At 43.2% G+C, this 23732-nt stretch carries 26 protein-coding genes; 8 read left to right on the forward strand and 18 right to left on the reverse strand.

Annotated features, from left to right (window positions below):
* The 7 genes from AKG37_RS10035 to pta form a co-directional block, all read right to left on the reverse strand.
* Positions 1 to 399: a YwqH-like family protein gene (locus AKG37_RS10035; protein WP_060698972.1), complete on the reverse strand. Its 399-nt coding sequence runs from the start codon at positions 397 to 399 to the stop codon at positions 1 to 3.
* Positions 400 to 568: 169 nt separating this feature from the next.
* Positions 569 to 835 carry an O-succinylhomoserine sulfhydrylase gene (locus AKG37_RS10040; RefSeq protein ID WP_060698676.1) on the reverse strand — a complete coding sequence of 89 codons (267 nt, stop codon included), beginning with the start codon at positions 833 to 835 and terminating at the stop codon, positions 569 to 571.
* Between the two features lie 13 nt (positions 836 to 848).
* A complete protein-coding gene (locus AKG37_RS10045; protein WP_060698677.1) occupies positions 849 to 2183 on the reverse strand; it encodes a TRAP transporter large permease subunit in 1335 nt (444 codons plus the stop codon).
* A gap of 43 nt (positions 2184 to 2226) precedes the next feature.
* Complete coding sequence (locus AKG37_RS10050; protein ID WP_060698678.1) at positions 2227 to 3102, reverse strand: prephenate dehydrogenase/arogenate dehydrogenase family protein; 876 nt, start codon at positions 3100 to 3102, stop codon at positions 2227 to 2229.
* Between the two features lie 13 nt (positions 3103 to 3115).
* On the reverse strand, positions 3116 to 3787 hold the full coding sequence (locus AKG37_RS10055) for an RraA family protein (RefSeq protein ID WP_060698679.1): 672 nt from the start codon (positions 3785 to 3787) through the stop codon (positions 3116 to 3118).
* Positions 3788 to 3936: 149 nt separating this feature from the next.
* A complete protein-coding gene (locus AKG37_RS10060; RefSeq protein ID WP_060698680.1) occupies positions 3937 to 4788 on the reverse strand; it encodes a MurR/RpiR family transcriptional regulator in 852 nt (283 codons plus the stop codon).
* A 128-nt stretch (positions 4789 to 4916) separates the two neighbouring features.
* On the reverse strand, positions 4917 to 5888 hold the full coding sequence (gene pta / locus AKG37_RS10065) for a phosphate acetyltransferase (protein WP_024423792.1): 972 nt from the start codon (positions 5886 to 5888) through the stop codon (positions 4917 to 4919).
* Positions 5889 to 6126: 238 nt separating this feature from the next.
* On the opposite strand from pta, the gene hemQ reads away from it, so the two are divergent.
* Positions 6127 to 6897, forward strand: coding sequence for a hydrogen peroxide-dependent heme synthase (gene hemQ / locus AKG37_RS10070; protein WP_060698681.1), 771 nt, complete (start codon positions 6127 to 6129; stop codon positions 6895 to 6897).
* A gap of 67 nt (positions 6898 to 6964) precedes the next feature.
* Positions 6965 to 8125 (forward strand): MFS transporter, encoded by a 1161-nt coding sequence (locus tag AKG37_RS10075; protein ID WP_060698682.1) that lies wholly within the window; start codon positions 6965 to 6967, stop codon positions 8123 to 8125.
* Positions 8126 to 8137: 12 nt separating this feature from the next.
* Here AKG37_RS10075 and AKG37_RS10080 read toward each other — a convergent pair whose 3' ends face one another.
* Positions 8138 to 8617, reverse strand: coding sequence for an Lrp/AsnC family transcriptional regulator (locus AKG37_RS10080; RefSeq protein WP_060698683.1), 480 nt, complete (start codon positions 8615 to 8617; stop codon positions 8138 to 8140).
* 145 nt (positions 8618 to 8762) lie between these two features.
* Here AKG37_RS10080 and AKG37_RS10085 point away from each other — a divergent pair, with 145 nt between their 5' ends.
* The 6 genes from AKG37_RS10085 to AKG37_RS10110 all read left to right on the forward strand — a co-directional run bounded on the left by AKG37_RS10085 (position 8763) and on the right by AKG37_RS10110 (position 14862).
* A complete protein-coding gene (locus tag AKG37_RS10085) occupies positions 8763 to 9995 on the forward strand; it encodes an MFS transporter (protein ID WP_060698684.1) in 1233 nt (410 codons plus the stop codon).
* Between the two features lie 149 nt (positions 9996 to 10144).
* On the forward strand, positions 10145 to 10747 hold the full coding sequence (locus tag AKG37_RS10090; protein ID WP_060698685.1) for a type 2 periplasmic-binding domain-containing protein: 603 nt from the start codon (positions 10145 to 10147) through the stop codon (positions 10745 to 10747).
* A gap of 1 nt (position 10748) precedes the next feature.
* Positions 10749 to 11456, forward strand: a complete 708-nt coding sequence (gene bacB / locus AKG37_RS10095; RefSeq protein ID WP_060698686.1) for a 3-((4R)-4-hydroxycyclohexa-1,5-dien-1-yl)-2-oxopropanoate isomerase — start codon at positions 10749 to 10751, stop codon at positions 11454 to 11456.
* A complete protein-coding gene (locus tag AKG37_RS10100) occupies positions 11453 to 12214 on the forward strand; it encodes a glucose 1-dehydrogenase (RefSeq protein ID WP_060698687.1) in 762 nt (253 codons plus the stop codon). Before bacB ends, AKG37_RS10100 begins: the two co-directional genes overlap by 4 nt.
* A 15-nt stretch (positions 12215 to 12229) precedes the next feature.
* Complete coding sequence (locus AKG37_RS10105) at positions 12230 to 13651, forward strand: alanine--anticapsin ligase (RefSeq protein WP_060698688.1); 1422 nt, start codon at positions 12230 to 12232, stop codon at positions 13649 to 13651.
* 17 nt (positions 13652 to 13668) lie between these two features.
* Positions 13669 to 14862: a pyridoxal phosphate-dependent aminotransferase gene (locus AKG37_RS10110; protein WP_060698973.1), complete on the forward strand. Its 1194-nt coding sequence runs from the start codon at positions 13669 to 13671 to the stop codon at positions 14860 to 14862.
* A gap of 14 nt (positions 14863 to 14876) precedes the next feature.
* Here the strand turns inward: AKG37_RS10110 and AKG37_RS10115 are convergent, their stop codons facing one another.
* From AKG37_RS10115 to AKG37_RS10160, 10 genes are all read right to left on the reverse strand, one after another.
* Positions 14877 to 15668: an SDR family oxidoreductase gene (locus tag AKG37_RS10115; protein WP_273700890.1), complete on the reverse strand. Its 792-nt coding sequence runs from the start codon at positions 15666 to 15668 to the stop codon at positions 14877 to 14879.
* Between the two features lie 103 nt (positions 15669 to 15771).
* Positions 15772 to 16227, reverse strand: coding sequence for a dTDP-4-dehydrorhamnose 3,5-epimerase family protein (locus AKG37_RS10120; RefSeq protein WP_060698690.1), 456 nt, complete (start codon positions 16225 to 16227; stop codon positions 15772 to 15774).
* Positions 16220 to 17074, reverse strand: a complete 855-nt coding sequence (gene rfbD, locus AKG37_RS10125; protein WP_060698691.1) for a dTDP-4-dehydrorhamnose reductase — start codon at positions 17072 to 17074, stop codon at positions 16220 to 16222. Before rfbD ends, AKG37_RS10120 begins: the two co-directional genes overlap by 8 nt.
* A gap of 3 nt (positions 17075 to 17077) precedes the next feature.
* Positions 17078 to 18043 carry a dTDP-glucose 4,6-dehydratase gene (gene rfbB / locus AKG37_RS10130; RefSeq protein ID WP_060698692.1) on the reverse strand — a complete coding sequence of 322 codons (966 nt, stop codon included), beginning with the start codon at positions 18041 to 18043 and terminating at the stop codon, positions 17078 to 17080.
* A complete protein-coding gene (locus tag AKG37_RS10135; protein WP_060698693.1) occupies positions 18040 to 18780 on the reverse strand; it encodes a sugar phosphate nucleotidyltransferase in 741 nt (246 codons plus the stop codon). The genes rfbB and AKG37_RS10135 overlap by 4 nt, the downstream gene beginning before the upstream one ends.
* A 2-nt stretch (positions 18781 to 18782) precedes the next feature.
* Entirely contained in the window at positions 18783 to 19811 is a 1029-nt protein-coding gene (locus tag AKG37_RS10140; protein WP_060698694.1) for a PseG/SpsG family protein, read from the reverse strand.
* Positions 19808 to 20548: a cytidylyltransferase domain-containing protein gene (locus AKG37_RS10145; RefSeq protein WP_060698695.1), complete on the reverse strand. Its 741-nt coding sequence runs from the start codon at positions 20546 to 20548 to the stop codon at positions 19808 to 19810. Before AKG37_RS10145 ends, AKG37_RS10140 begins: the two co-directional genes overlap by 4 nt.
* Positions 20538 to 21662: an N-acetylneuraminate synthase family protein gene (locus AKG37_RS10150; protein ID WP_060698696.1), complete on the reverse strand. Its 1125-nt coding sequence runs from the start codon at positions 21660 to 21662 to the stop codon at positions 20538 to 20540. Before AKG37_RS10150 ends, AKG37_RS10145 begins: the two co-directional genes overlap by 11 nt.
* A gap of 1 nt (position 21663) precedes the next feature.
* Positions 21664 to 22539: a GNAT family N-acetyltransferase gene (locus tag AKG37_RS10155; RefSeq protein WP_060698697.1), complete on the reverse strand. Its 876-nt coding sequence runs from the start codon at positions 22537 to 22539 to the stop codon at positions 21664 to 21666.
* Entirely contained in the window at positions 22536 to 23714 is a 1179-nt protein-coding gene (locus AKG37_RS10160; protein WP_060698698.1) for a DegT/DnrJ/EryC1/StrS family aminotransferase, read from the reverse strand. The genes AKG37_RS10155 and AKG37_RS10160 overlap by 4 nt, the downstream gene beginning before the upstream one ends.
* Positions 23715 to 23732: the final 18 nt, after the last annotated feature.

Here is a 23732-nt window from a genome sequence, read left to right on the forward strand (position 1 = left end):
CTACCCTCTTTTTTCTTCCAGTTGTTTCTGTTTTTCTTTCTCTATTTTTCTTTCAACCGAATGAATTTCATGTTCTAACGAATGGATCTCTGATGTTAGGTCACTGATTTTCTCATCAATTCGATTTAATAAATTGGCTAGCTGTACACCTTTGATCTCTTGACTGGCGGAGGCCATTTCGTCTCGAATATCATCAAACGTGTCTGCCAAATGGCCAAACCATGTGTGTGATGTCAGGTTGGGATGAGTGATTTTCTTGCTGGCATCTGACAGGGTTGATTTTGCCTCTTTGATTTCTTTGCGGCACATGTTGAGTTCGATGATTTGTTCTTTTTTTATAGATATATCTGCCTTTAACGAATACAAGGCTGCTTTATAACCGATGATTGCTCCAGATATGGTCAAACACCTCTATTCCTTAGTTAGTCCTCCGTTATGTTACCATTTACTAGAACGAGAGGCATATGATTGAAAATGAATTGACAAAAAATGAATCCTATGTATTGGGTTTTAATACCTATTTCACACAAAAAAGCTGAATCCAGTAACTGAATCCAGCTTCTCATACTTATTTAAGCGAATCACCCGCTGATGCTGATGGATGATCGCTAAATGAGGTGTCTTTCTTTTCAGGAATATAATTGAGAGAGAAACCAACAAGACTAAAACAGGCACTTAACACCAGTGTTGGGTTTTTGAATAGATTCGTACTCGCAATAATCATATCTCCCTTTTGCAACAGAATCCCTAGTATTTGACCGAATACCAACAGGGCTCCTGATGTTAAGAACAGGACAAGCAGCACTTTAAATAATAATTCCATTAATGCTCTCATGTGTTTCTCCTTTCTATACTGGAAGTATTCCCATTCCGATGAGCCAGCCAATTCCCACGATCGGCAGCATATAGTAGAGAATCAGCGGTATAAATGTTTTCTCCGGTCTGGCTCCTGCAAGACCAGAAGCAATGAAGATTGATCCTGATGCAGGAGGGGAAGCGCCTTCTGTTGACGAAAAAGCAAGAATGGCAACAACAGCCACAACTGGGTCCACACCTACTGAGACTAGAGCTGAAAATGAGACAAGTCCAACAGCTGTTAATGTGGCTGTTGAAGATAATGGGCCAGCCACCAGCGTGACAAGAACACCAACAATGAGCACCATGAGCCACTTCGGAATGGTAAGTACTGACGTGATTTGCGTCAAATCTTCTGCCAATCCTAATTCAGCAAGCACCTGACTAGCCGCAACAGCAAACAGCATCAAGGCACCGATCGTTGTAAACTTAGGAATGGCCGACTTGAAAAACTGAGACCAATCAAGTGCAGATGCCTTTTTTCTCCCAATTGTTAAACTAATTAACATCATAAGAATTGGAATCCACGTAATTAAAGAAATTTGATCCATTGCCTCCGGTCCGATGTTTGGATTACTTTTTAAGTAGTTTGCCAGCGGACCTATTGTAATAATGATAGGAATCAAGGCACCGAAAAAAATAAAGATCGACTTCCATCCTTGTTTCACAGCTTCCCTAAAAGGAAGAATATCATCTGGCGGCATGGCCTGAATTTTATTCTTTTTCACCAGAATATACACAAGAATAAATCGGTATACGACTTGATACAGCCCTCCTATTAGAAGCGCAATATATAAATCTCCCTCAGATACAAGGGCTGCAATTGGTGCAAACCCGAGCATGATAAACATTGAAGAGTTCGGAGGCAGTGCCGCCCCAAGTCCTCCATTCCCTGCTAAAATCGTGGCCGTATGGGTTCGGCTCCACCCGGATTTAATCATCCAAGAGGCTGTGATAGAACCAGTAGCGGCTGTGTTTGCCGAATTTGAACCCGAAAGAGCACCTAAGACTGCTGAACCTAACGTACTCATATAAGCCGCTCCACCAGGAAGTTTGCCAACAACCGAATTCAGGATTCGTAAGAGTGCATGAATTAATTCCAACTTTTCGATTAAATAGGCCATGAATACAAATGCAACGGCTGCATAAAGCACCTCATATGTGGATGCAAATATTAAACCATCCCAGAAAAGTCTTAACGCATCCAATCCGCCAAATAATGTGGTCGCAATAAAGCCTAATAGCATGGCTTCTCCCATGTTCCGTTTCACGACGACATTCCATATAATGATGACAGCTATGAATACAATCAATGCAATAAAACCCATATCGTTTCTTCGCCTCCCCTTTGTTAAATAAAACGCTTACATTTTACCCTTGATGCATCACGTCAATGACTTCTTCCCAGCTGGCTGGTTTTTTCCCATTAAACCGTTCCACGAATTGAAACTCTGCTAATCTCTCTAGCTTCTGTTGTGCTGCCCGAGACATGCTTGCATCAATATGAGCTGAATCCAGCATTTCAATAGAGCCAAGAAGCTCAACCGCTCGTCTTTTCGCATGCAATGCACTCCCTGTTACAAGACGATTCATGGTCTCTTCAAAACTTTTGCTATCCATTGTATTGCTTAGTGAAGAAATCACTTTATGCTCCACATTATATTTTTTGGAAATTTCCAAAAATTCAATCATGAGACCAACGATCCCCTTCATATAAATGCTTCTGATCAGCTTTAAAGCCGAAGCATCTCCTGGCTGGTCACTGATTTTTGTGATATTCATGCCATAAGCATTCATTACTTTCATGAATTGGTCAGTTCCACTGCCGCTTGCCGTGATCGGAACCTTGTGTTTGTTGACTGGAAGAGGCCCTAGCATGGCGGCATCTACAAATAGAGCTTCTTGCTTTTCAATTTCGTTTGCCACTTGTTTTTTGATGTCTGGTGTTGATGCCGACACATCCACATATAGTTGATTCTTTTTCAAACTTCCCGTTACAGATTGTGCCACTTCTAAGGTTTTATTCGCTGGCACAGCTGCAATCACAATATCAGATTTCTCAATGACTTCGCTGATACTGCTGGTTAATTGAACTCCTGTCTGCGATGCTTTCTCTTTCAACGCGCCAGCTAATTTCTCATTCTGTAATAGTACATCATACGCGTAAAATTGATCTAATCCTTCTGTTTTCAATCCCGTTGATAGCTCATATGCTGCTTCTCCATAACCGATAAAGCCTATCTTCATCACCGATTCTCCCCTATCCCTGAAATTTTTTCATTCTGCCATCCAGCCATGCCGGTGCTAAAAGACTGATGTCTTGCTTTCCTTCGTCCACATACTGTTGAATCGTTTTTAATCTCTGATTTTCATACGCTTGTTTCTCTTCCGCTAGTGTCAGCAGATGTTCCGCCTTTTCCTTTGGAACGATGACGACTCCATCATCGTCAGCAATGACTAAATCACCTGGTGCTACTTTGACACCGCCGCACGAGATGGTTTGATTCAATTCCCCAGGACCATCTTTAAAAGGTCCGTTTGGCATAAATCCCTTACTGTATATTGGAAAAGCCAGCTCCTCTAAAGAGAGTTTGTCGCGAACAAGCCCGTCAATTACGATTCCTTCAATTCCTACCGCCTTCGCTGAATGGGCCATCAATTCCCCTAAATATGCATGACCCTTATGGTCTTTTCCATCAACAATGAGTACATCTCCTTCTTTAGCAGAGTAGATCGCTTGATGAAGAAATAAATTATCCCCTGGCCGTAAGCTTACGGTAAAAGCTGTCCCTACTATATTCATGCCTCTTGCAACAGGTTTAATTTGATGATCCATCGCTCCGGTGCATCCCATCACATCTGACAGCAAGGTCGAGTTCAGTTTTTTTGCTCGATCAATGAGCTCATTTGACACGTAATGAACAGTACTCATTTTCCCATCATCCCCTTCGAGTTATATTCATGACATTTAGTTTATTAAAAGTAATATATATTACCTTCGTGTTACGATCATACCACCTCGTTTTTATTTAGTAAAGCGCTTTCAAAAAAATTAAAATAAAAAAATGAGTCACCACACGACTAATGTGTTGTGTGGTAACTCATTTTCGTTAACATATGATTAATTTGATCTAAACGTGGTTTTGTCCTTTCAGGATCATTGATGGCTAAGGCACTTAAAATGTAATCTACGATAAAGATAGCAGATACGACAGAGTTATGAGAACCAACACTTGCTGAGGAACATGGTAATACATATTGTGCATACTTGGTTAGTGGAGAGCTATAGCTGTCTGTAATTAAAAGCACTTCCACCCCATATGACTTCGCTGCCTCCAGCAAGTCCTTCAAACGCTTTGCATAACGAGGATAGCTGACCGCTATAATAAAATCATCAGAATGAAAATGCACGAGGTCATCTACCCAGTCGCTTTTGTCAGCATCAATATATTGACAGTTCCCCAATAGCCGATTGATTCCGAGTGACAGATACTCGCCAACAGGTCTGCCACTTCGGACACTTGTACACAGAACCTGGCGGGATCCGGCTATTTTTTCAACAATATGCTGAAAAGTTTCTTCCGTGATATTGTCTAATGCATACTGGATATTTTGAAATTGCAGTTCGACATGGTTATGCAGGAGCTTACTCTTATTTGAATGCTTTAAGTTCGCTTCAAGTCTCGTTTGCGGGGCAGCTTTATGCTTCATATTGGATTGAAGCTCTTTTTGAAGCTCAGAAAATCCGGAATACCCTACAGCAGCAGAGAATCTCATGATGGTAGCTGTACTCGTCCCTACTTTTGACGCCAATTTATCTACAGTTAAAAAAGCGACCTCCATTGGGTTTTGGACGATATAATCTGCAATTCTCCTCTGTGCCTCTGTTAATCCCACGACCTTATGCTGAAGCTTATGTATTAAATCTTCCATTATAGCACCTGCCCATTCTATCGGCTTTATCTACGATCAGATTGTTTTTCTTCCCCCTATATTGTACACATTTGTGATCAAAAAAACAGCCAGCACGAATCTAGCGTACTGGCTGTCTTCACATCAAATTATAGTGCTTGAGCTGCTGTGATCAGCGCAAGATTGTAAACGTCTTCGGCATTACAGCCTCTAGAAAGATCGTTTACTGGCTGGTTTAAGCCTTGCAGGATTGGGCCTACAGCTTCAAAGTTACCTAAACGCTGTGCAATTTTGTAGCCGATGTTTCCAGCTTCGAGGCTAGGGAAAACAAATACGCTAGCATCGCCTTTGATAACGGAATCTGGAGCTTTTTTCGCTGCTACTGAAGGAACGAAAGCTGCATCGAATTGGAATTCTCCATCAAGTACAAGCTCAGGTGCCTTTTCTTTTGCAATGCGAACTGCTTCAGATACTTTTTCTGTTTCGTCTGATTTAGCTGAGCCTTTAGTAGAGAAGCTAAGCATTGCCACACGTGGTTCGATATCAAACATTTTTGCTGTGTTTGCACTTTCGATCGCAATTTCAGCTAGATCTTGGCTGTCTGGAGCAATGTTGATTGCACAATCAGCAAACACATACTGCTCTTCGCCGCGAGCCATGATGAAGACGCCAGATGTTTTCTTTACGCCTTCTTTTGTTTTAATGATTTGAAGTGCTGGACGTACTGTATCAGCAGTTGAGTGTGCCGCACCGCTCACAAGTCCGTCTGCAAGACCTTTATATACAAGCATTGTACCGAAGTAGTTTTCATCTAGTAATGCTTTTCTTGCTTGCTCTTCGGTTGCTTTGCCTTTACGTCTTTCTACGAAAGCTTGTACAAGCTCTTCAAAACCTTCATATGTATGAGGATCATACACGTCAACACCATCAAGTGTAAGACCTAATTCTTTTGCTTTTGCTTCAACTTCTTGTTTTTTACCTACAACAATTGGCTGCAATACTTTGCCATCTGCTAGTTTTTGAACGGCTGTTAGAATGCGTTCGTCCATTCCCTCAGGAAAAACGATCTTTACTCCTTTACCTGCAACCTTTTCCTGAACTGTTGAAAAAATATCTGCCACTACAATACCCTCCTTGATTTTACAAAAAAAGCGTTCTCTTTTAAGCATACTCTTCTTCTACCTAAATTCAAACTACCAACTTATATTATAGCGCTTACAAATTAAATTCTTATTTTTCAAACTAATTTAATCAATTTTGATTAGCTGTTTTCTTCGTTCAAGTTTTGATCACATCTCCATTTGGACAAACTATGTTATAGTTGGAACAGATGGAAAACTGTAAATAGGAGTGAAAGAAATGAGCGAACAACATACAACAAATGAAGCAGCTCAAACACTAGATGGCTGGTATGCGCTGCATGATTTTAGAACGATCGACTGGACAGCTTGGAAGCTGCTGACAAGTGATGAGCGCCAAGCAATTATTCATGAGTTCACAGGTCTATTGGAAAAATGGAAAACAGCTGAGCAAGATAAGGCTGGAACCCAAACAATCTATAGTATTGTCGGCCAAAAAGCAGATATTATGCTCATGATTTTACGTCCGACAATGGCAGAACTCGGTGAAATTGAACTTGAATTCAATAAGACACGACTAGCAGAGTTTACGATTCCAGCTTATTCGTACGTTTCAGTTGTTGAGCTCAGCAACTACTTAGCAGGAGGCGGAGATGGCGGAGACCCTTACGAGAACCCGCATGTACGTGCACGTTTATACCCAGAGCTTCCTTCTTCTCAATACGTGTGCTTCTATCCGATGGATAAAAGACGTTCCGGCAATGACAACTGGTACATGCTCTCCATGGATGAGCGTAAATCCCTCATGAGAAGCCACGGCTTAATTGGCAGAAGCTATGCTGGGAAAGTAAAACAGATCATTACAGGTTCTGTTGGTTTTGATGATTATGAGTGGGGCGTTACCCTTTTCTCTGATGATGTGCTTCAATTTAAAAAATTGGTTTATGAAATGCGCTTTGATGAAGTCAGTGCACGCTATGGCGAATTTGGTTCCTTCTTTGTCGGAAACCGATTAGCAAACGAGCAGCTGGCGTCTTATTTCCATGTATGATAAACTCTTAAGGCTTCGGATCTCTCCGAAGCTTTTTTATGTATTTGTTTAGAAAGGTGATCACATCATGAAAAACTTCCCCATCGCTATTTTTGCATTAACACTAGGTGCGTTTTCGATTGGCATGACTGAATTTGTCATCATGGGACTTTTGCCAAACGTCGCAAACGATCTTCATGTATCGATCTCTGCTTCTGGGCAGTTGATTACTGGATACGCACTTGGTGTCGCAGTTGGTGGACCTATATTAACGTTATCGACTGGGAAAATGTCGAGGAAACGCCTCCTCATTCTGTTAATGATTCTTTTCGTGGCAGGAAATGCTGCTGCCGCTGTATCGACTTCTTATGGTCTGTTAATGGCTGCCCGCATTTTAACGTCATTTGCTCATGGAACCTTCTTTGGCGTCGGAGCTATTATGGCTGCGCGGCTTGTGCCTAAAGAGAAAAGTGCCAGTGCGATCAGCTTCATGTTTACAGGACTGACGGTAGCAAATGTACTCGGTGTGCCGTTCGGTACCTTTATCGGGAATCAATTCGGCTGGCGTATGTCTTTTCTAGTCATTGCCGTCATTGGTCTCATTTCCTTAATCGGGATCATCAGCTTAGTTCCGAATCAATCAAAGGAAGAAGTATTGGATATTCGAAATGAAGTATCCGTTTTGAAAAAACCACAGGTACTCGTTTCCTTTGCAATGACCATCTTTGGGTTTGCAGGTGTGTTTACAGCCTTTACGTATATCAGCCCGATCCTGCTGCAAGTCACTGGCTTTCAGGAAAATGGGGTGACGCTCATCCTTGTCCTTTTTGGGCTTGGGGTCACTATTGGAAATTTAGTTGGCGGAAAGCTTGCTGACTGGAAGCTGATGCCGAGTATTATGGTGACACTAATTCTTCTGATCGCTGTCCTGTTATTGTTTACAATCACTTCCGAATTCAAAGTGCCTGCCGTGCTGACCATTTTTGTTTGGGGAATCATTTCATTTATTCTTGTTCCTACCTTGCAATACCGCACGATGAACATGGCACATGAAGCACCGACACTCGCATCAACGCTCAGTCATTCCGCCTTTAATATTGGGAATGCCGGCGGTGCAGCACTTGGCGGTCTTGCTATCGAAATCACACATTTACAGCTTGTTCCGTTATTTGCTGCAGCTGTAACATTGATTGGCCTCATCATTACGATCATGAGCTATCAGTCGGATAAGCGAGTAAAAAGGACCTAAGAAGGTCCTTTTTTATTTCACCACAGTCATTTCTGGCTCTTCTATTTGTTTTACACGTTCCTGAACTGGATGGGAAAAAGAGTGCTCTGACAAGACAATATGAGATACGGTTTTTGTAAATCCAGACACTTCTTGAATAAAGGCTTCAATTTCTTCAAGAGAAGCAACAGACAGCTTAATGAAAAAGCAAGATTGCCCTGCCACTCGATAAGCAAAAAAGGCGCGTGGATGCTGATTCATAAAAGCCACAAATCGCTGATACTCCCCGTTGAGCACCGTCACTTCCAGCAGGCAGTCAATCAGAAGTCCTAATTTTTTGTAATTGACCTGAACAGAATACCCTTCGATAATCCCTGCATCTTCTAATTTACGCACTCTTTCTGCTACTGCAGGTGCTGATAAATTCACTCGTTTGGACAATTCCCTCATGGATAAGCGGGCATCTTCTCTCAATTCATTTAAAATATGCACATCTACATCGGTGATTTTCATTCGTACCTCTCCTATCCAAAAATCGTTCCATTTGAAAAGTATTTGATGATAATACTTATGATGCGAAATGTAAAATAAAACTAAATAATGGTAGAATTTATTTTAACGGAATTGAATGAAAAAGCAAGTATGGAGGGATCACTTGATGAAAGAATCTTTAGACAGCCAGGCTTCTAAAACATTTCCCATCACACTTGCCATTGCACTCACACTTGGCGTTTTTGCGGCGGGATCAGAGGAACTGGTGATTTCACCACTGCTGCCTGATTTATCAAACTCCTTTCAGCACTCTCTTGATGTTCTCGCACTTTCCATCAGCATTTATGGGTTAGCTGTGCTGGTTGGCGCACCGCTGCTCGTTCCTTTAGGGGACCGGTATTCAAGAGAGCTGTGTTTGATGATTGGGCTGTCTTTCTTTTTGATTGGAACTGTGATGTGTGCTGCTGCCCCAAATTTGGCAGTTTTTTTTGCAGGCCGTGCTATTTCTGGGCTGGCGACCGGAGTATTTGTGCCAACAGCCTATGCTCTTGTGGGCGACCGGGTTCCATACGAATATCGCGGCAAAGTGATGGGGCTCATTGTATCGAGCTGGTCTCTTTCTCTTGTCCTTGGTGTGCCTATTGGCGCCTTTATCGGTCAAAGTTTAAACTGGCGCTGGACATTTTGGATTTTCGCCATGATGAGTCTCGTTGTCCTGCTGCTCGTCATACTGGAATCTCGAAAACAAGTCGCCACAGCTGATACAAAGGCACCTCAAGCTAGGGAGAAATCAGGCTCTTTATGGGGGGCTTTGAAAATCGACCGAGTCCCTGCCTATTTGACCGTGACATTTTGTAACATGCTTGGATTTTATGGCATGTATTCATTTTTAGGAGCTTACTTACAAAGTCTATTTTCCGGTGGACAATCGACGGCTGGACTTCTAATCATGGCTTATGGCGTTGGCTTTTCCATGAGTATATTTACCGGGAAATTAGCAGATTGGTTTGGCAAAACACGATCTCTTTTCTTTGTGTTGGGCGGCATTACGCTCGTTCTTGCCTTACTTCCTTATGCACCATTCTCATGGACATTGCTCATTTTCGCTTTATTTATTTGGGGTGCCATGCAAAGTTTATCCGTCACGCTTTTGAGTACTGTCCTGAGCGACTGCTCCCAAACCCACCGAGGCAAAGTGATGGCTTTTTACAGCCTTGCTTCTAATCTTGCCGTTATGCTTGGGTCTGCTCTGATGGGACCTGTTTATGTCCATTTCGGCTATCATACGGTAGGACTTGTATGTGCGCTTATTACGCTTGTTGGTTTTCTCATTAGCTTCGTCAGCTATAAACGTGAAAAAACCTTACAGCAAAAACATAAAAACACATTTGAAACGTGAGCTCATTTCACTGCACATCTCGATATGTGCAGTTTTTTAGATCAATTTTTAATATTATCATAAAATACATTTTTTATAAATTTTGTTGACAATTACCAATTTTATTTCTTATAATCTAGTAAAAATTTGAAAAAGATTGGATGGTAAACATGATCTTAAAGAATGATGTTTTTCATTTCAAAGAAGAGCCCATCGTTTCACCTAAGATGTTTACAGTCAATACACTAGGCCCTAAGGGGACAAGCAGTGAATATGCAGCAAAACATTTCATCTCTCATTCCACCACTACACTCGGCACTCATACGAAACTATCCCTTTATGACACATTCGAAACTTGCATTGAACATACTCTCTCTAACGCACTCCAATACACTCTCGTTCCACACGCATACGAAGGAATCAAACACTTCTACATGAGGCCTGACCTGCAGCTTTTACAAATATTCAGATGTGACACGCCTATGTATGGTTTGGCTGTCAGACCAGATTTCCCATTTCAAGAGCAAATGCTCAACCAATTAAAAATTGTTTCTCATCCTGCACCTGTCAATTTGATTCAGTATTTTATTCATCAAAATGCTGAATTTGAGCTTGTCAATTCCACAAGTACAGCCGCACAAAAAGTAAGAGACGGCGAATTTGATTTCGCTTTAACCAATGAGGTGGCTAGAGCGACATATGGCCTCACCTTCATTCGAACATTTAAAAGCATTCCTATGAGCTGGTCTATATTTGGAAAAGGAGAGATTTAACATGAAAACTGAACAAAAGGCGCAAGAATTATATTTTCCTCAAGCGAAAAAACGAGAATGGGATAATGGTGTCATTCAATATTCGACTGTCAGAGGCGATACAGAAGTATTAATTTCATACGTCCCAGCTCATACGATCATCGAACCTCACGAGCATCCAGAAGCACAAATTGGCATCGTATTAAAAGGCGAGCTTCAAATGACGGTCGGCCAATCGACCCAATTGCTCACCCCATTAGAATCAGCCTATATCGCACCACCATTTGTCCCTCACGGCGCATCGAATCTGACAGATGAAGAAGTGATCGCCATTGATATTAAGAGATTAAAAGATGGCGAAGAATATACGGCTCCTCCTACTTATTTCTTAGATATTTTCAAAACACGCGATTTACTGCCTGGCATGGAAGTGACCTTTTTTGTGGAAGATTGGATGGAGCTCATGATTGCCAACATTCCGGGAAATGGCGGGGAAATGCCTTTTCATAAGCACCGCAATGAACAAATCGGGATTTGCATTAGCGGTGGGTACGATATGACGATTGAAGGCTTTACAGAAAAGATGGAATTTGGAACCACCTATTTCTGTGATCCAAAAGAAGATCACGGCGCCATAAATCCAAAGCCAGAAGCATCAAAGTCTATTAATCTCTTCTTCCCTCCACGCTATAATCGCTTAAAGCCAAAAGCGTCTAAGGTGAAGAAATGAACATTGCCGGAAAAGTCGTCCTCATTACAGGAGGTGCATCCGGGATTGGGCTTGCCGCGGTCAAGCTTTTCCTTGAGCATGGGGCAAAAGTAGCAGTGGCTGACATCAATGAACAGAGCGGCAAACAACTCATTGAGTCATTGCCTCATGAACATGCTGCTTTTTTCAAAACAGATATTACGAATGAGTCTGACTGTCAAAAAACCGTTCAGTCCGTGCTGAGCCAATTCGGGACAATTGATGTGTTGATTAACAATGCAGGCATCGAAATTGTCTCACCTATTCACGAGATGTCACTGGAGGATTGGAACCGCATTCTACAGGTCAACCTGACTGGTGTATTTCTCATGAGTAAGCATACATTGCCGCATATGCTTGAAAAGAAAAGCGGAAGTATTATTAATACCGGATCTGTCGGAGGTCTCGTTGGATGGCCTGACATTCCTGCATACAATGCAACAAAAGGCGGTGTCATCCAGCTCACCAAATCGATGGCAATCGACTATGCCGCTCATCAAATCAGGGTGAATTGTATCGCCCCAGGCATTATTGATACGCCATTAAATGAAAAATCCTTTTTAGACAATCATTCAGAAAGTCTTGAGGTTGTCAAAAAGGAAAAAGCAAAGGTGAACCCATTGCTTCGTCTCGGAAAACCCGAAGAAATTGCAGGCGTGATGCTGTTTCTCGCCTCTGATCTATCCAGCTATATGACTGGAAGTGTTGTCACAGCAGATGGCGGATACACCGCTAGATAAAAAGGAGTGCTTTCATTGAGTAAAAAAACCGTACTTGTCATTGCTGACTTAGGAGGATGCCCGCCCCATATGTTTTATGAAAGCGTGGCTGCATCTTATCATATCGTTTCTTATATCCCAAGACCCTTTGCCATTACAAAGGGACACGCTGAGCTAATAGAAAAATACTCCATTGCCGTCATCAAAGATCGTGATTATTTTGAAACACATCCTTCTTTTGAACACCCTGATTCTATTTACTGGGCACATGATGACTATCTAAAATCAGAGGAAGCGGTGGTAGCTGACCTAGTCCGTGTGGCTTCCTTTTTCAAAGCTGATGCCATCACCACCAATAACGAATTATTCATTGCACCAATGGCAAAAGCCGCTGAGCGTCTTGGGCTGCGCGGCGCTGGGGTAAAGGCAGCTGAAATGGCGCGTGATAAAAGCCAAATGAGGGCGGCCTTCAACGCTGCTGGTGTCAAATCGGTGAAAACTCAGCCTGTCACGACTTTAGCTGATTTCCAGCAAGCTATTGAGTATATCGGGACACCGCTTATTTTAAAGCCTACATATTTAGCAAGCTCTATTGGCGTGACTCTTTTTCATGACCAAGCCGGCAGTGATGATCTCTTTTTAAACGTACAATCCTACTTGCAAACGATTCCTGTCCCAAACGCTGTAACATATGAAGCACCATTTGTCGCAGAAACGTACTTAGAGGGTGCTTACAAGGATTGGTATCAAGAGGAAGGCTATTCTGATTATGTCAGTGTAGAAGGGTTAGTCGTGGAGGGAGAATATATCCCTTTTGTCATTCATGATAAGACCCCTCAAATCGGTTTTACAGAAACGGCTCATATTACGCCGTCGATCCTAGACAATGAAGCCCAGCAAATCATCATTGAGGCAGCAAAGAAGGCCAATGAAGGGCTTGGCCTTGAAAACTGTGCGACCCATACAGAGATTAAGCTCATGAAAAATCGAGAAACGGGACTGATCGAATCAGCAGCTAGGTTTGCTGGCTGGAACATGATTCCGAATATCAAAAAAGTGTTTGGGGTGGACATGGCCAAGCTGCTGATCGATGTATTAGTCGATGGAAAACAAGCGGATCTGCCAAAAGAGCTGCTTTCTGGACATACGCATTACATAGCAGACTGCCATTTATACCCTCAGCATTTCAAAGAGAGCGGACACATACCGGCAGAGGCCGCACATATCACCATTGATCATGTCCATATTCCGCAGGACGCTTTAGTTGGAGATACTGTGATCGTTAGTGAGTCCGTCCCACCCAAAGGCACCTTTGTGGATCTCTCTTTATTTGAAGCCTTTAACGGCATCGTATCACTTGAATTAAAAGGGTCATCCTCACAGGATGTTGCCGCATCCATCCGCAACTTACAGAAGCAAGCTGCCATTCAGTTAATGGATGAATTAGTGAAGGGATAGAAAGAGAGGGTAACGTGGTGAAGATCTTACCATCTAACGTAATTGAACGGCTGCCAGAACAGAAATTTGGAACCGTATTTGAGAAAATTGCGCATAAAGCACAAAACGGAGCGAACATCATAAACCTTGGTCAGGGAAATCCTGATCTTCCGACTCCTGAACATATCGTGAGCGCCCTTCAAGAAGCAGCAGGCACTTTAGAGTTCCAGCAATATGCACCATTTAGAGGCTTCGATTTTTTCAAGCAAGCCATTGCAGATTTCTACAAAAAAGAATTCGGCACTGAGATTGACCCGCAGAAAGAAGTTGCCCTTTTCAACGGAGGGAAAACAGGCCTATATATCATGAGTCAGTGTCTGCTTGACCCTGGGGACGTTGCCCTCGTCCCCGATCCAGGATACCCAGAATACCATTCAGGGATTTTGATGGCAGACGCAAAGCCCTACTGCATCAAACTTGAATCGAAAAATGGCTATTTACCAGATCTCTCTTCGATTGATCCGGAGGTGCTACAAAAGGCAAAGGTTCTTTTCTTAAATTATCCAAATAACCCAACAGGTGCTGTGGCCAATGAAGCCTTTTTTGAAAAGGCTGCTGATTTTGCCTCAGCTCACGGACTGCATGTGATTCATGATTTTGCCTATGGCTCATTTCATTATGAGCAAAAACCAGTAAGTTTTCTGAATGCTCCTCTTGGAAAAAGTGTAGGAGTAGAATTATATTCTCTATCCAAAACATTTAATATGGCAGGATGGAGAGTTGCTTTTGCTGTGGGAAATGAGGACATCATCCAAGCCATTAACGCCTTCCAAGATCATGTGTTTGTCAGTATGTATGGCGGGTTTCAACAAGCCGCAACCGTCGCCTTGCAAAGTGATGACCGTCACATTCAATCATTAAAAGAAGTCTATCTTGAACGAATAAACTTCTTCATCCGTCAGGCGGAAAAACAGCTGGGATGGTCTATTGAACGTCCAGCAGGCGCTTTTTATTTATGGGCTCCAATTCCTGATGATTTCGTTGATTCTCATGCATTTGCCGATTATTTACTCGAACATTCAGATGTCGTTGTCACGCCTGGGGGTGTGTTTGGAACACACGGAAGACGCCACGTCCGCATCTCAATGGTTGCGCCAATTGAACAGCTTGCCCTGTTTATCGACCGGCTTCGCATCCTTCCGATTCGCTTTAATCAAAAAACCCGCATATAGCGGGTTTTTTCATGTTATATACTTTTCATCGAACCACCATCGACGGATATTTGTTGTCCTGTAAGATAGGAGGCTTCCTCTGATGCGACAAAGGCGGCCAATGAAGCCATTTCACTTGCCGAGCCCACTCTTTGCATTGGAATTCCTGACGCTACAGCCTGTACAGCCTCTTCCCGTGATATTGCCTGTTTACGCATCATGTTTCCGATAAATTGTTCATATCGATCTGTAGCAATAAAGCCCGGATTTAAACAATTCACTGTAATCCCTGAAGGCGCAAGCTGTGTGGCTGCATTTTTACTAGCATTGATAATCGCTGCATTCATCATACTGTTCGTAAACATTTGGTCACCAGGTTCCTTCCATAGGTTCCCGACAATTTGAATGATCCGGCCATATTCATGTCTTTTCATCATCGCTGCCGCACGCTTCATCGTATCTATGTACGCAATGGCTTTTTGAGAAAATGCGGTCAGCATCTGCTCACTATCACATGAATCAAAAGTATCTGGTTTTCCTCCTGGAATATTATTAATCAACACATCCAGTCTGCCAAACTCTTTTTCTATTTTCATAAAAGCCTCCGCCCTTACCTCTTCATGTGACATATCGCCACAGAAAAGAGCCACCGGCTCCTTTGTTTCTGCCATACGCCCAATGTGCTGCTCTGCATCTTCTAGTGAGGATTGATTTCTAGAATTGATGATGACCTTTACATGATCCTGAGCGGCAAGCTTGATAGCGATGGCCTTTCCAATCCCTGTACTTGCTCCTGTTACAAATGCAATTCTTTTAGACAAACTCATCCACATCCCTTTTCTTATCAACTTAGTACATATACATAAAATGACACATATAGAATGTATTTCAACAAAAAAAGACCTTTCTCCTGCGAAAGGCCCTCGTTCTCTATTTAAATGTCGTTTCCCAATTAAATCCGATCGCCTCGTCATTCCAAGCGATTCTCTTTTCATCTGGATTTTTCGGGTCATAGGATTCTGTTGTAAAATACACAATTTGCAGCGGCGTCTCACCTAGTACACGATAGCCATGCGCGACACCCTTTGGGATGAGAAGCAGCATAGGATTGTCTTCTCCCATGTAATACACATCGGTTTGACCCTTTGTGGGAGAATCCTCACGCATATCGTATAAAACGACCTGTGCATGACCTGCTGGGAAGAACCAAACGTCGTCTTGTTTTTCATGATAATGAAAGGCTTTGATCACGCCCGGAAAGCTTTTCGACCATGACGCCTGCCCAAAGCGTTTCAGCATCGGTTCATCATCTCGAATGAGTTCAGCAAAAAAGCCGCGGTCATCACAATGTTTCATGAGTTTTTTCGTTTGAACGCCATCAATCATGCTGATGCCATCTCCCTTCTTTCTGCAAATATTCGTGAAGTGCATCCTTCCAATGTCTCGGCTGCCAGCCTGTGGCTTCAATCGCTTGAAGGTCTAACACAGAATAGGCGGGGCGAGGTGTTTGGAAGCCGTACTCTTCCGTGGAAATCGGCTCAATGGTGGTGGACAGGCCGCTTTTCGCCACAATTTCTGACGCAAAATCAAACCACGAACAGCTTTCTCGGTTACTGACATGATATATACCTGCTTCCTGATCAAATAAATGAATCAAGGCATCTGCCACATCCTTAGTATAGGTTGGAGACCCTATTTGATCGTTGACAATGCGTAAATGATCCTTCGTTTCAGCGAGCCGAAGAATGGTATTTACAAAGTTATGTCCCCCATGTCCGTAGAGCCACGATGTACGGATGATTTTCACTTCGTCTGACACAAGCTGAATCAATTCCTCACCAAGCTTTTTACTCTTTCCATAAATGGTTTGAGGATCTGCTTGTGCATCGACTTTGTAAGGGGAATCCGCTTGCCCGTCAAACACATAATCTGTACTGACATGTAACACATCTGCCCCTGCGCGCTTTGCTTCGAGTGCTGTATAGTAAGCGCCAATGCCATTCACAAGATACGCCTTTTCCGTTTCTGTTTCACATTGATCAACAGATGTGTAGGCTGCCGCACTGACAACAATATCAGGCTGAAAGTGTCTCATCGCGTGTCTGACTGCTTGCTGATCTGCGATATTGAGCATGCTCCTCGTTAAGGCAATGACGGTCAAGTCTTTTTCCTTGAGCTGTCTGCTCAATTCTTTCCCTAATTGACCGCCTGCACCGGTGATTAAAACTTTCATCCGTCACCCTTCTTCGCTCTGATCGTATTTGGTTCGATACCAATTGATCGTTTTTTCAATACCTTCTTCAAATGACGTCTTCTGTGTCCAGCCAAGCTCCCCTTTCAGCTTACTGGCATCAATGGCATAGCGTCTGTCATGCCCTTTTCGGTCTTGAATAAACGAAATGTGGTCATGACTGATCCCTAGCTGCGTTAGAATGGTTTTGGTCAAATCGAGATTCGTTTTCTCATTGCCGCCGCCAATATTGTAGACCTGCCCAGCTGTACCGCTTTCGAGTACCTGCTTCACAGCTCTCGCATGATCCTCTACATACAGCCAATCGCGAATCTGCTGCCCGTCTCCATAAATCGGGATCTTCTCTCCGTTGACCGCTTTTCTAATAATGGTCGGTATTAATTTTTCCTCATGCTGATACGGTCCGTAATTGTTGCTGCATCGTGTAATTATGGCGGGTAATTGGTGAGTGTGGATATAGGATTTCACAAGCAGGTCTGAACTCGCCTTGCTTGCTGAATAAGGATTATTTGGTGAAAGTGGTGTTTGTTCTGTGAAAGCAGGATCATCCGGTTCCAAATCTCCATATACTTCGTCTGTTGAAATATGAATGATCTTTTTCGCCTTTCCCTTTAAGACCGCTTCCAGCATACGATAGGTTCCGAGGACATTAGTTTGAATAAAAGGTTCTGCTGATTCAATACTGCGATCAACATGCGATTCTGCCGCAAAATGAATGATGGCATCATAGACTTCATCAAATGCTTGATCCAGCTCATGCTGAAGGGTAATATCCCCTTGAATAAATCGAAATTGAGACAACTTTAATAATTCATCCATCTCCTCTGGATGGCTGGCATACGTTAATTTATCAAAAACGGTGATGCGGACATCAGTGTCCTGAAGCAGCAGCTTCACAAAATTCAGTCCGATAAATCCCGCTCCGCCTGTAATGAAATAAGACTTTGTCATTCGGATCCCTCTTTTTTCTTCATCGTTTCAAACATTTTCACAGATGCTTGGTGGAGAGATTCATGTGTTCCTGCATCAATCCACCACCCTTTTAACATATCATAGGTCAGCTGGCTATTTGAGATATAGAGATTATTCACGTCTGTAATCTCTAATTCGCCTCGATCTGACGGCGAGATTCTCTCAATATATTCAAAGACTTCTTGGTCATAAAAATAAATACCAGTGACGCAGTAGGACGAACGCGGATGCTCAGGCTTTTCTTCTATTGATAAAATCCGGTGGCAGGTGGCATCAATTTCTGCAATACCAAATCGCTTTGGATCTGCCACTTCTTTCAAAAGAACCTTGGCTCCGCTTTCCTGCTGCTGAAAGGCTTCAACAAAAGGACTTAGCGAATCCTCAAAGACATTATCACCAAGCATGAGCACAAACTTCTCCTCTTCTACAAAGGGCTTTGCATAGGATAAACCGTCCGAAATGCCGGACGCTTCAGGCTGTACTTGATACACGATGTTCATCCCAAGTTCCTGATCGTTTTCAAGAAGCTTTTGAAACAGCGGGATTTGATCTTCTTGTGAAATGACCATCACATCTAAAATCCCTGCTTCTTTCAGTTTGAACAATGACCAATAAATCATCGGATATGGACCAACCGGCAATAAATGTTTATTGAAAATCTTCGTTAAAGGTGCCAGTCGTGATCCCTTTCCACCTGCTAAAATAACTCCCTTCACATCTACACATCCTTATGTTCTTTTTGGTGATGATTCATGAGGTGTATAAGAATGTTTTTCACTCGTTCAGTACCTTTTCCATCAATGAGTGTACGTCCATTGAGATGGATGCTTCTGCGGAGAAAGTAACTGCTGGCTAGTCTTTCAACAGCACACCGAATATCTTTTTCATCCACAAGGTCACCTAATCCAAGATGATGACAGGCTCCCTTTTGCGCAAAACGAGTGGCTGTCACTGCTTGGTGGTCTACTTGCGAAAGGACAATGCTGGGCACCCCGATACAAACTGCCTCATATAACGTCATTCCGCCAGCAACAATCGCCAAATCGGCTTCCGCAAGACGTGCAGGTAATTGATCTGTATGACGAATGAATTGAATATGCTCAGCTTCAATTTGTTCTTCAATGCGGGAGGCTTTTCCTGTCACCGCTAAAATGTGTAAATGACCAGCTTCGCGGAGTGCTGATACAGCCTTTAATAACAATCCGCGCGGATCACTGCCTCCAAAGCTTATAACCACCTTTTTGCATTCTTTTCGAACCTCATATGTGTCTTTTAATCGACTGATCTCGTGATCTAACAATAGATAAGGTGCTCCATAAAAGTATTCCGTCCCATGTACCTGCAAGTGCTTTTCGTCAAAGCCCCCATAAATGCCGTTCACGACAGCATCGGCAAGCTCACAGGCTTCTTCTCTTTCTTCCTCGAATAAGACCAGCCTTGCAGAGCCAGAGAACGCTTTGACAGATCGCAGAAACTGGAGGTCACAATGAAGCACATCAATCAGCAGAAGATCAGGATTCAGTTTTTTTATGTCCTGCTTTATTTGAAGGAATGCCATCGACTCCTGCACCATATGAACGTACCATTGTGGTTCTGAGAGCATTTCTACACAAACCTGTTCATTTGTATAGAAATATAAATCGTTTCCTTCCTGAAACAGTTCGTTTGCCATCCGTTTCATTCTGACGACATGCCCCATCCCTCTAAAAAAACCACCGTACACAACAATCATGATTTTCTTATTCATTCAGCATCCTTCTGTCTCACAGATTGATTCAATCGAACAATATCAGGCTCTTGTTCGCAAATGGCGATGAGTTCTGCTGTAGGTACAGCAATCGAACCCCCTGCTTTCTCTAGTAAACGGGTGGCAAACTCATAATCTTCTTCTGTATCAATCGTGAATCGATAAGCAGGATATGCAAGTTCTTTGGGCGGTGTGAATAATTGCAGGTGAAATTGCTCTGGATGCTTTCTGATATAGAGCGTGACATGCTCACGCTCCGGCTGCGTAAGGAGAAAATTGTCGATCTCACTTAAAATAGGTGCGTTGATCATTTCCCCGGAAATACCGAGTGGTGTTCCGTTCGTATACGTGTAATCAGCCTTCTCTTGTTTATGTTTTTCAAGCATTTTCGACAAAAGGGCCGGATCTATAAAAGGGTTATCTCCCGTTAAACGCACAATGGTTTGCGGTTCAAAATGACGGACAATCTGCGCAAATCGCTGCAGAACATCTGCCTCACTGCCGCGAAATACCTTATAGCCCTTCGATAAACAATAATGAGCCAACAGATCATCTTCTGCCTCTACTGTTGTAGCAATCATGAGGTTCTGCGTTTTGTGATTGTAATGATCTGATTGCTTTACTCGTTCAACAATCAGGTCGATCAGCGCCATACCGCCGATCGGTTTCATTACCTTTTTTGGCAGTCTTGTGGAGCCCATTCTAGCCTGTATGACAAAGAGTACATCATTGCTCATTTGGAGACTCCTGCATGAGCACATCTTTCCACGAAACCCCTGTATGGGCTGGAATATCTCTGACAGCCTTAGCGCCAAGTAATATCTCCATATATCGCGGATGCAAACCTTGGCTTTTTTGTCCTGGACGCAGCACGGCTAGATTTTCTCTGGTCAATATTTCGCCCTTTGCAATGCCTTTTGTCGTAAAAATGCCTCGATACGCAAATTCACGAATCTGACCTTCAATGGCTGTGGTCGTTTTATAAGAACTGCCAAGGAGCTCCTCTGGCACAGAATGCGGGCCTGCTTCTGTTTGATTCCGTTGCTTTTCCGCCGCTCGAATATGCTGAACCATTTCCTTCAATTCTTCAGGATCAAGAGCAAAGGAATGATCGGCCCCAGGTAACGTTTTATCTATTGTAAAATGCTTTTCAATGATCGCTGCTCCAAGCTTCACTGCGGCAACAGGGGCTTCAGTTGGATGTTCACTATGATCAGAAAAACCAATGACTGCCTCAGGAAAAGCTGCAGCCAAAGTTTGAAGCACACGCAGGTTCGTGTATTCTCTAGGTGCTGGATACTTTGCCACACAATGCATAATGGCGATCTGATGATTTTTCTCGCTTGTCATCACCTCATACGCTTCATGGACATCTGCAATCGTTGCCCCGGCTGTAGAGAAAATGATGGGTTTTTGAAAAGAAGCCGTGTGACGCAAAAGAGGCAAATGATTGATTTCATAGGATGCCAGCTTAAAAGCCGGCGGATCGGTTTGATTCAATAGATCCGCAGATTCTTCGTCACATACTGTGCTTAAAAACATCAGCCCTTTTTCCTCACAGCGTGTTAATAACGCCGGCAGCCATTCTGACGGCAGCTCCATTTGTTCCACTAAAGAAAAAATGGATACCTCTTCCCCCTTGGCTGTTTCGTACAATCCCGGTTCCTTTTGATACATCCGATCAGCTTGAAACATTTGAAACTTCACCGCATCAGCACCTGCTTCTTTTGCCACATCAATTAAAGCAAGCGCCTGGTCCAGTTTTCCATCATGGTTGATGCCTGCCTCTGCAATGATAAAGACAGGCGCACCATCCCCCACTTTGCGATCTCCAATATAGAAATGCGCCATCTTACCTCTCTCCTTTTTTCGGCCACACATGGTAATACAAGAAGGCATTTATCGTTTTAAAGCCCATCTTTTCGTACAGCTGAATGGCAGTCGTGTTATGCATCTGTGTTCCGGCAGAAATCAAACGATGACCTCTCTCATTAGAGGCATTCATCATCGCCATAAACAGCTTTTTCCCAATCCCTTTTCCTTGTATATCCGGTCTTATTGCAAATAGCTCAAGCGCCATTTCATCGCCCTTTGTCATCCCTTGAATCAAACCAACGACTTCATTGTTCACCTTTGCCACGAGATTCATATCTGCACGTCCATGCAAATTGTTTCTCATCCATTCCTGATAGAAATGCTGAACGACATTCTGATCTAAAAAAGGATCAAGCGCATACCGGCTTTTCACAAAAGCCTGATGAGCAAGTGACACGGCCTCATCGTATTCCCTTTTATCCGGCGAACTGATGACCACATCTTCACCTGTTGATGGCAATTCCATTTCAACAGGCGGCGCTTCAAGACGAGTGAGACCACCCACATAGTACACATGTGACAGCCTTTGGACGATACGGTTTTTTTCAAGATCAGACACTTCAAGACGTAAAAAGAAAAAATCGCATTTTTCTGTTCTCATCCAATTGATGAAACGCTCCATCAATTCTTGAAAAGCAGACGCTGACTCCGCTTCCACATACTTCACATGGAAAATATGCTGATCAAAAATGCCGCTTTCCCATTTTGACCAGTCGTATAACAGCACCGCTTTGAGCTGGGCGCCGCTGACAAGGGCAAACTGCTTGAAGCCGTTCATTTGTTCTGCTTGCTGGCCGTGTTTCTCAAGCCAATCGGCAAGCACCTGATCATCTATTGCATGCACAACCTTCATAAAGACGCCTTCTGTTCTTTTAAAATAGATAACACCGCTGTGACGACATCCTGCACATCTTCATCTGTCATACTTGGATAAAGAGGCAGTGAAAGAGTCTGCTTGTAGTATGCGAGTGACTCAGGGAAATCCTCTGGTGAATAGTGATACGTATGTTGATAGTATGGATGCAAGTGAACAGGGATGAAATGAACACTCGTGCCGATTTTATACTCCTTTTGCAGCTGTTCAATCAGTTCATCACGCGAGATAAATGCTTCTTTTGGATTCACTTGAAGTACATACAAATGCCATGCATGTCTTCCTTCTTGATGGACAGGCGGCAGGATTAGACCCGCTTCTTTTTGAAAGGCCTGATTGTATGCTTTCGCAATCTGTTCTCTCCGTGCCTGCATGTCATCCAGACGGCTTAGCTGAACAAGTCCTAACGATGCCTGCACGTCAAACATGTTCATTTTATAGCCAGGTTCCTCGACCTCGTAATACCACGTACCTTTTTCTCCGTAACGATTCCACGCTCCCTTGCTCATCCCATGGAGCGCTAGTCTTCTGATTCGAGCCGCAAGTGCATCATCATTTGTCGTCAGCATGCCGCCTTCCCCAGTGGCTAGGTTTTTCGTTGCATAAAAGCTAAAGGCGGTCGCATCCCCTATCGATCCAATAGGCTGACCGTGATACGTTGTGTATAGAGCATGGGCGGCATCCTCAAGTACAAACAGCTCATACTTTTTCGCAATCGCTAAAATCCGGTCCATATCGCACGATTGACCAGCAAAGTGAACCGGGACGATCGCTTTTGTATGTGGTGTAATGGCCGCTTCTACTTTCTCTGCATCCAGATTGAGTGTCGCTGGATCAATATCGACAAATACAGGCGCTGCTCCCGTATGGATGATCGTATTAGCTGTTGCGCAGAATGTCAGAGGCGTTGTAATCACCTCATCCCCAGCCCCAATCCCTCTTGCCTTTAAGGCCAAAAATAAAGCAGCCGTACATGAATTGACAGCAATCGCATGTTTTGCACCGGTCAACTGCTGAAATTCCTCTTCAAACTGTCTCACCTTTGGTCCAGTTGACAGCCAGCCGGATTTTAATGTTCCAATGACCTCATCAATTTCTTCCTGCGCAATGAAAGGCAGGGCATAAGGAAGAAATTGTGCTCTCTTTTTTCCCATATCGCTTGCACACCCCTA

Source organism: Bacillus australimaris (genome assembly GCF_001307105.1).
In the GTDB taxonomy this organism is placed as follows: domain Bacteria; phylum Bacillota; class Bacilli; order Bacillales; family Bacillaceae; genus Bacillus; species Bacillus australimaris.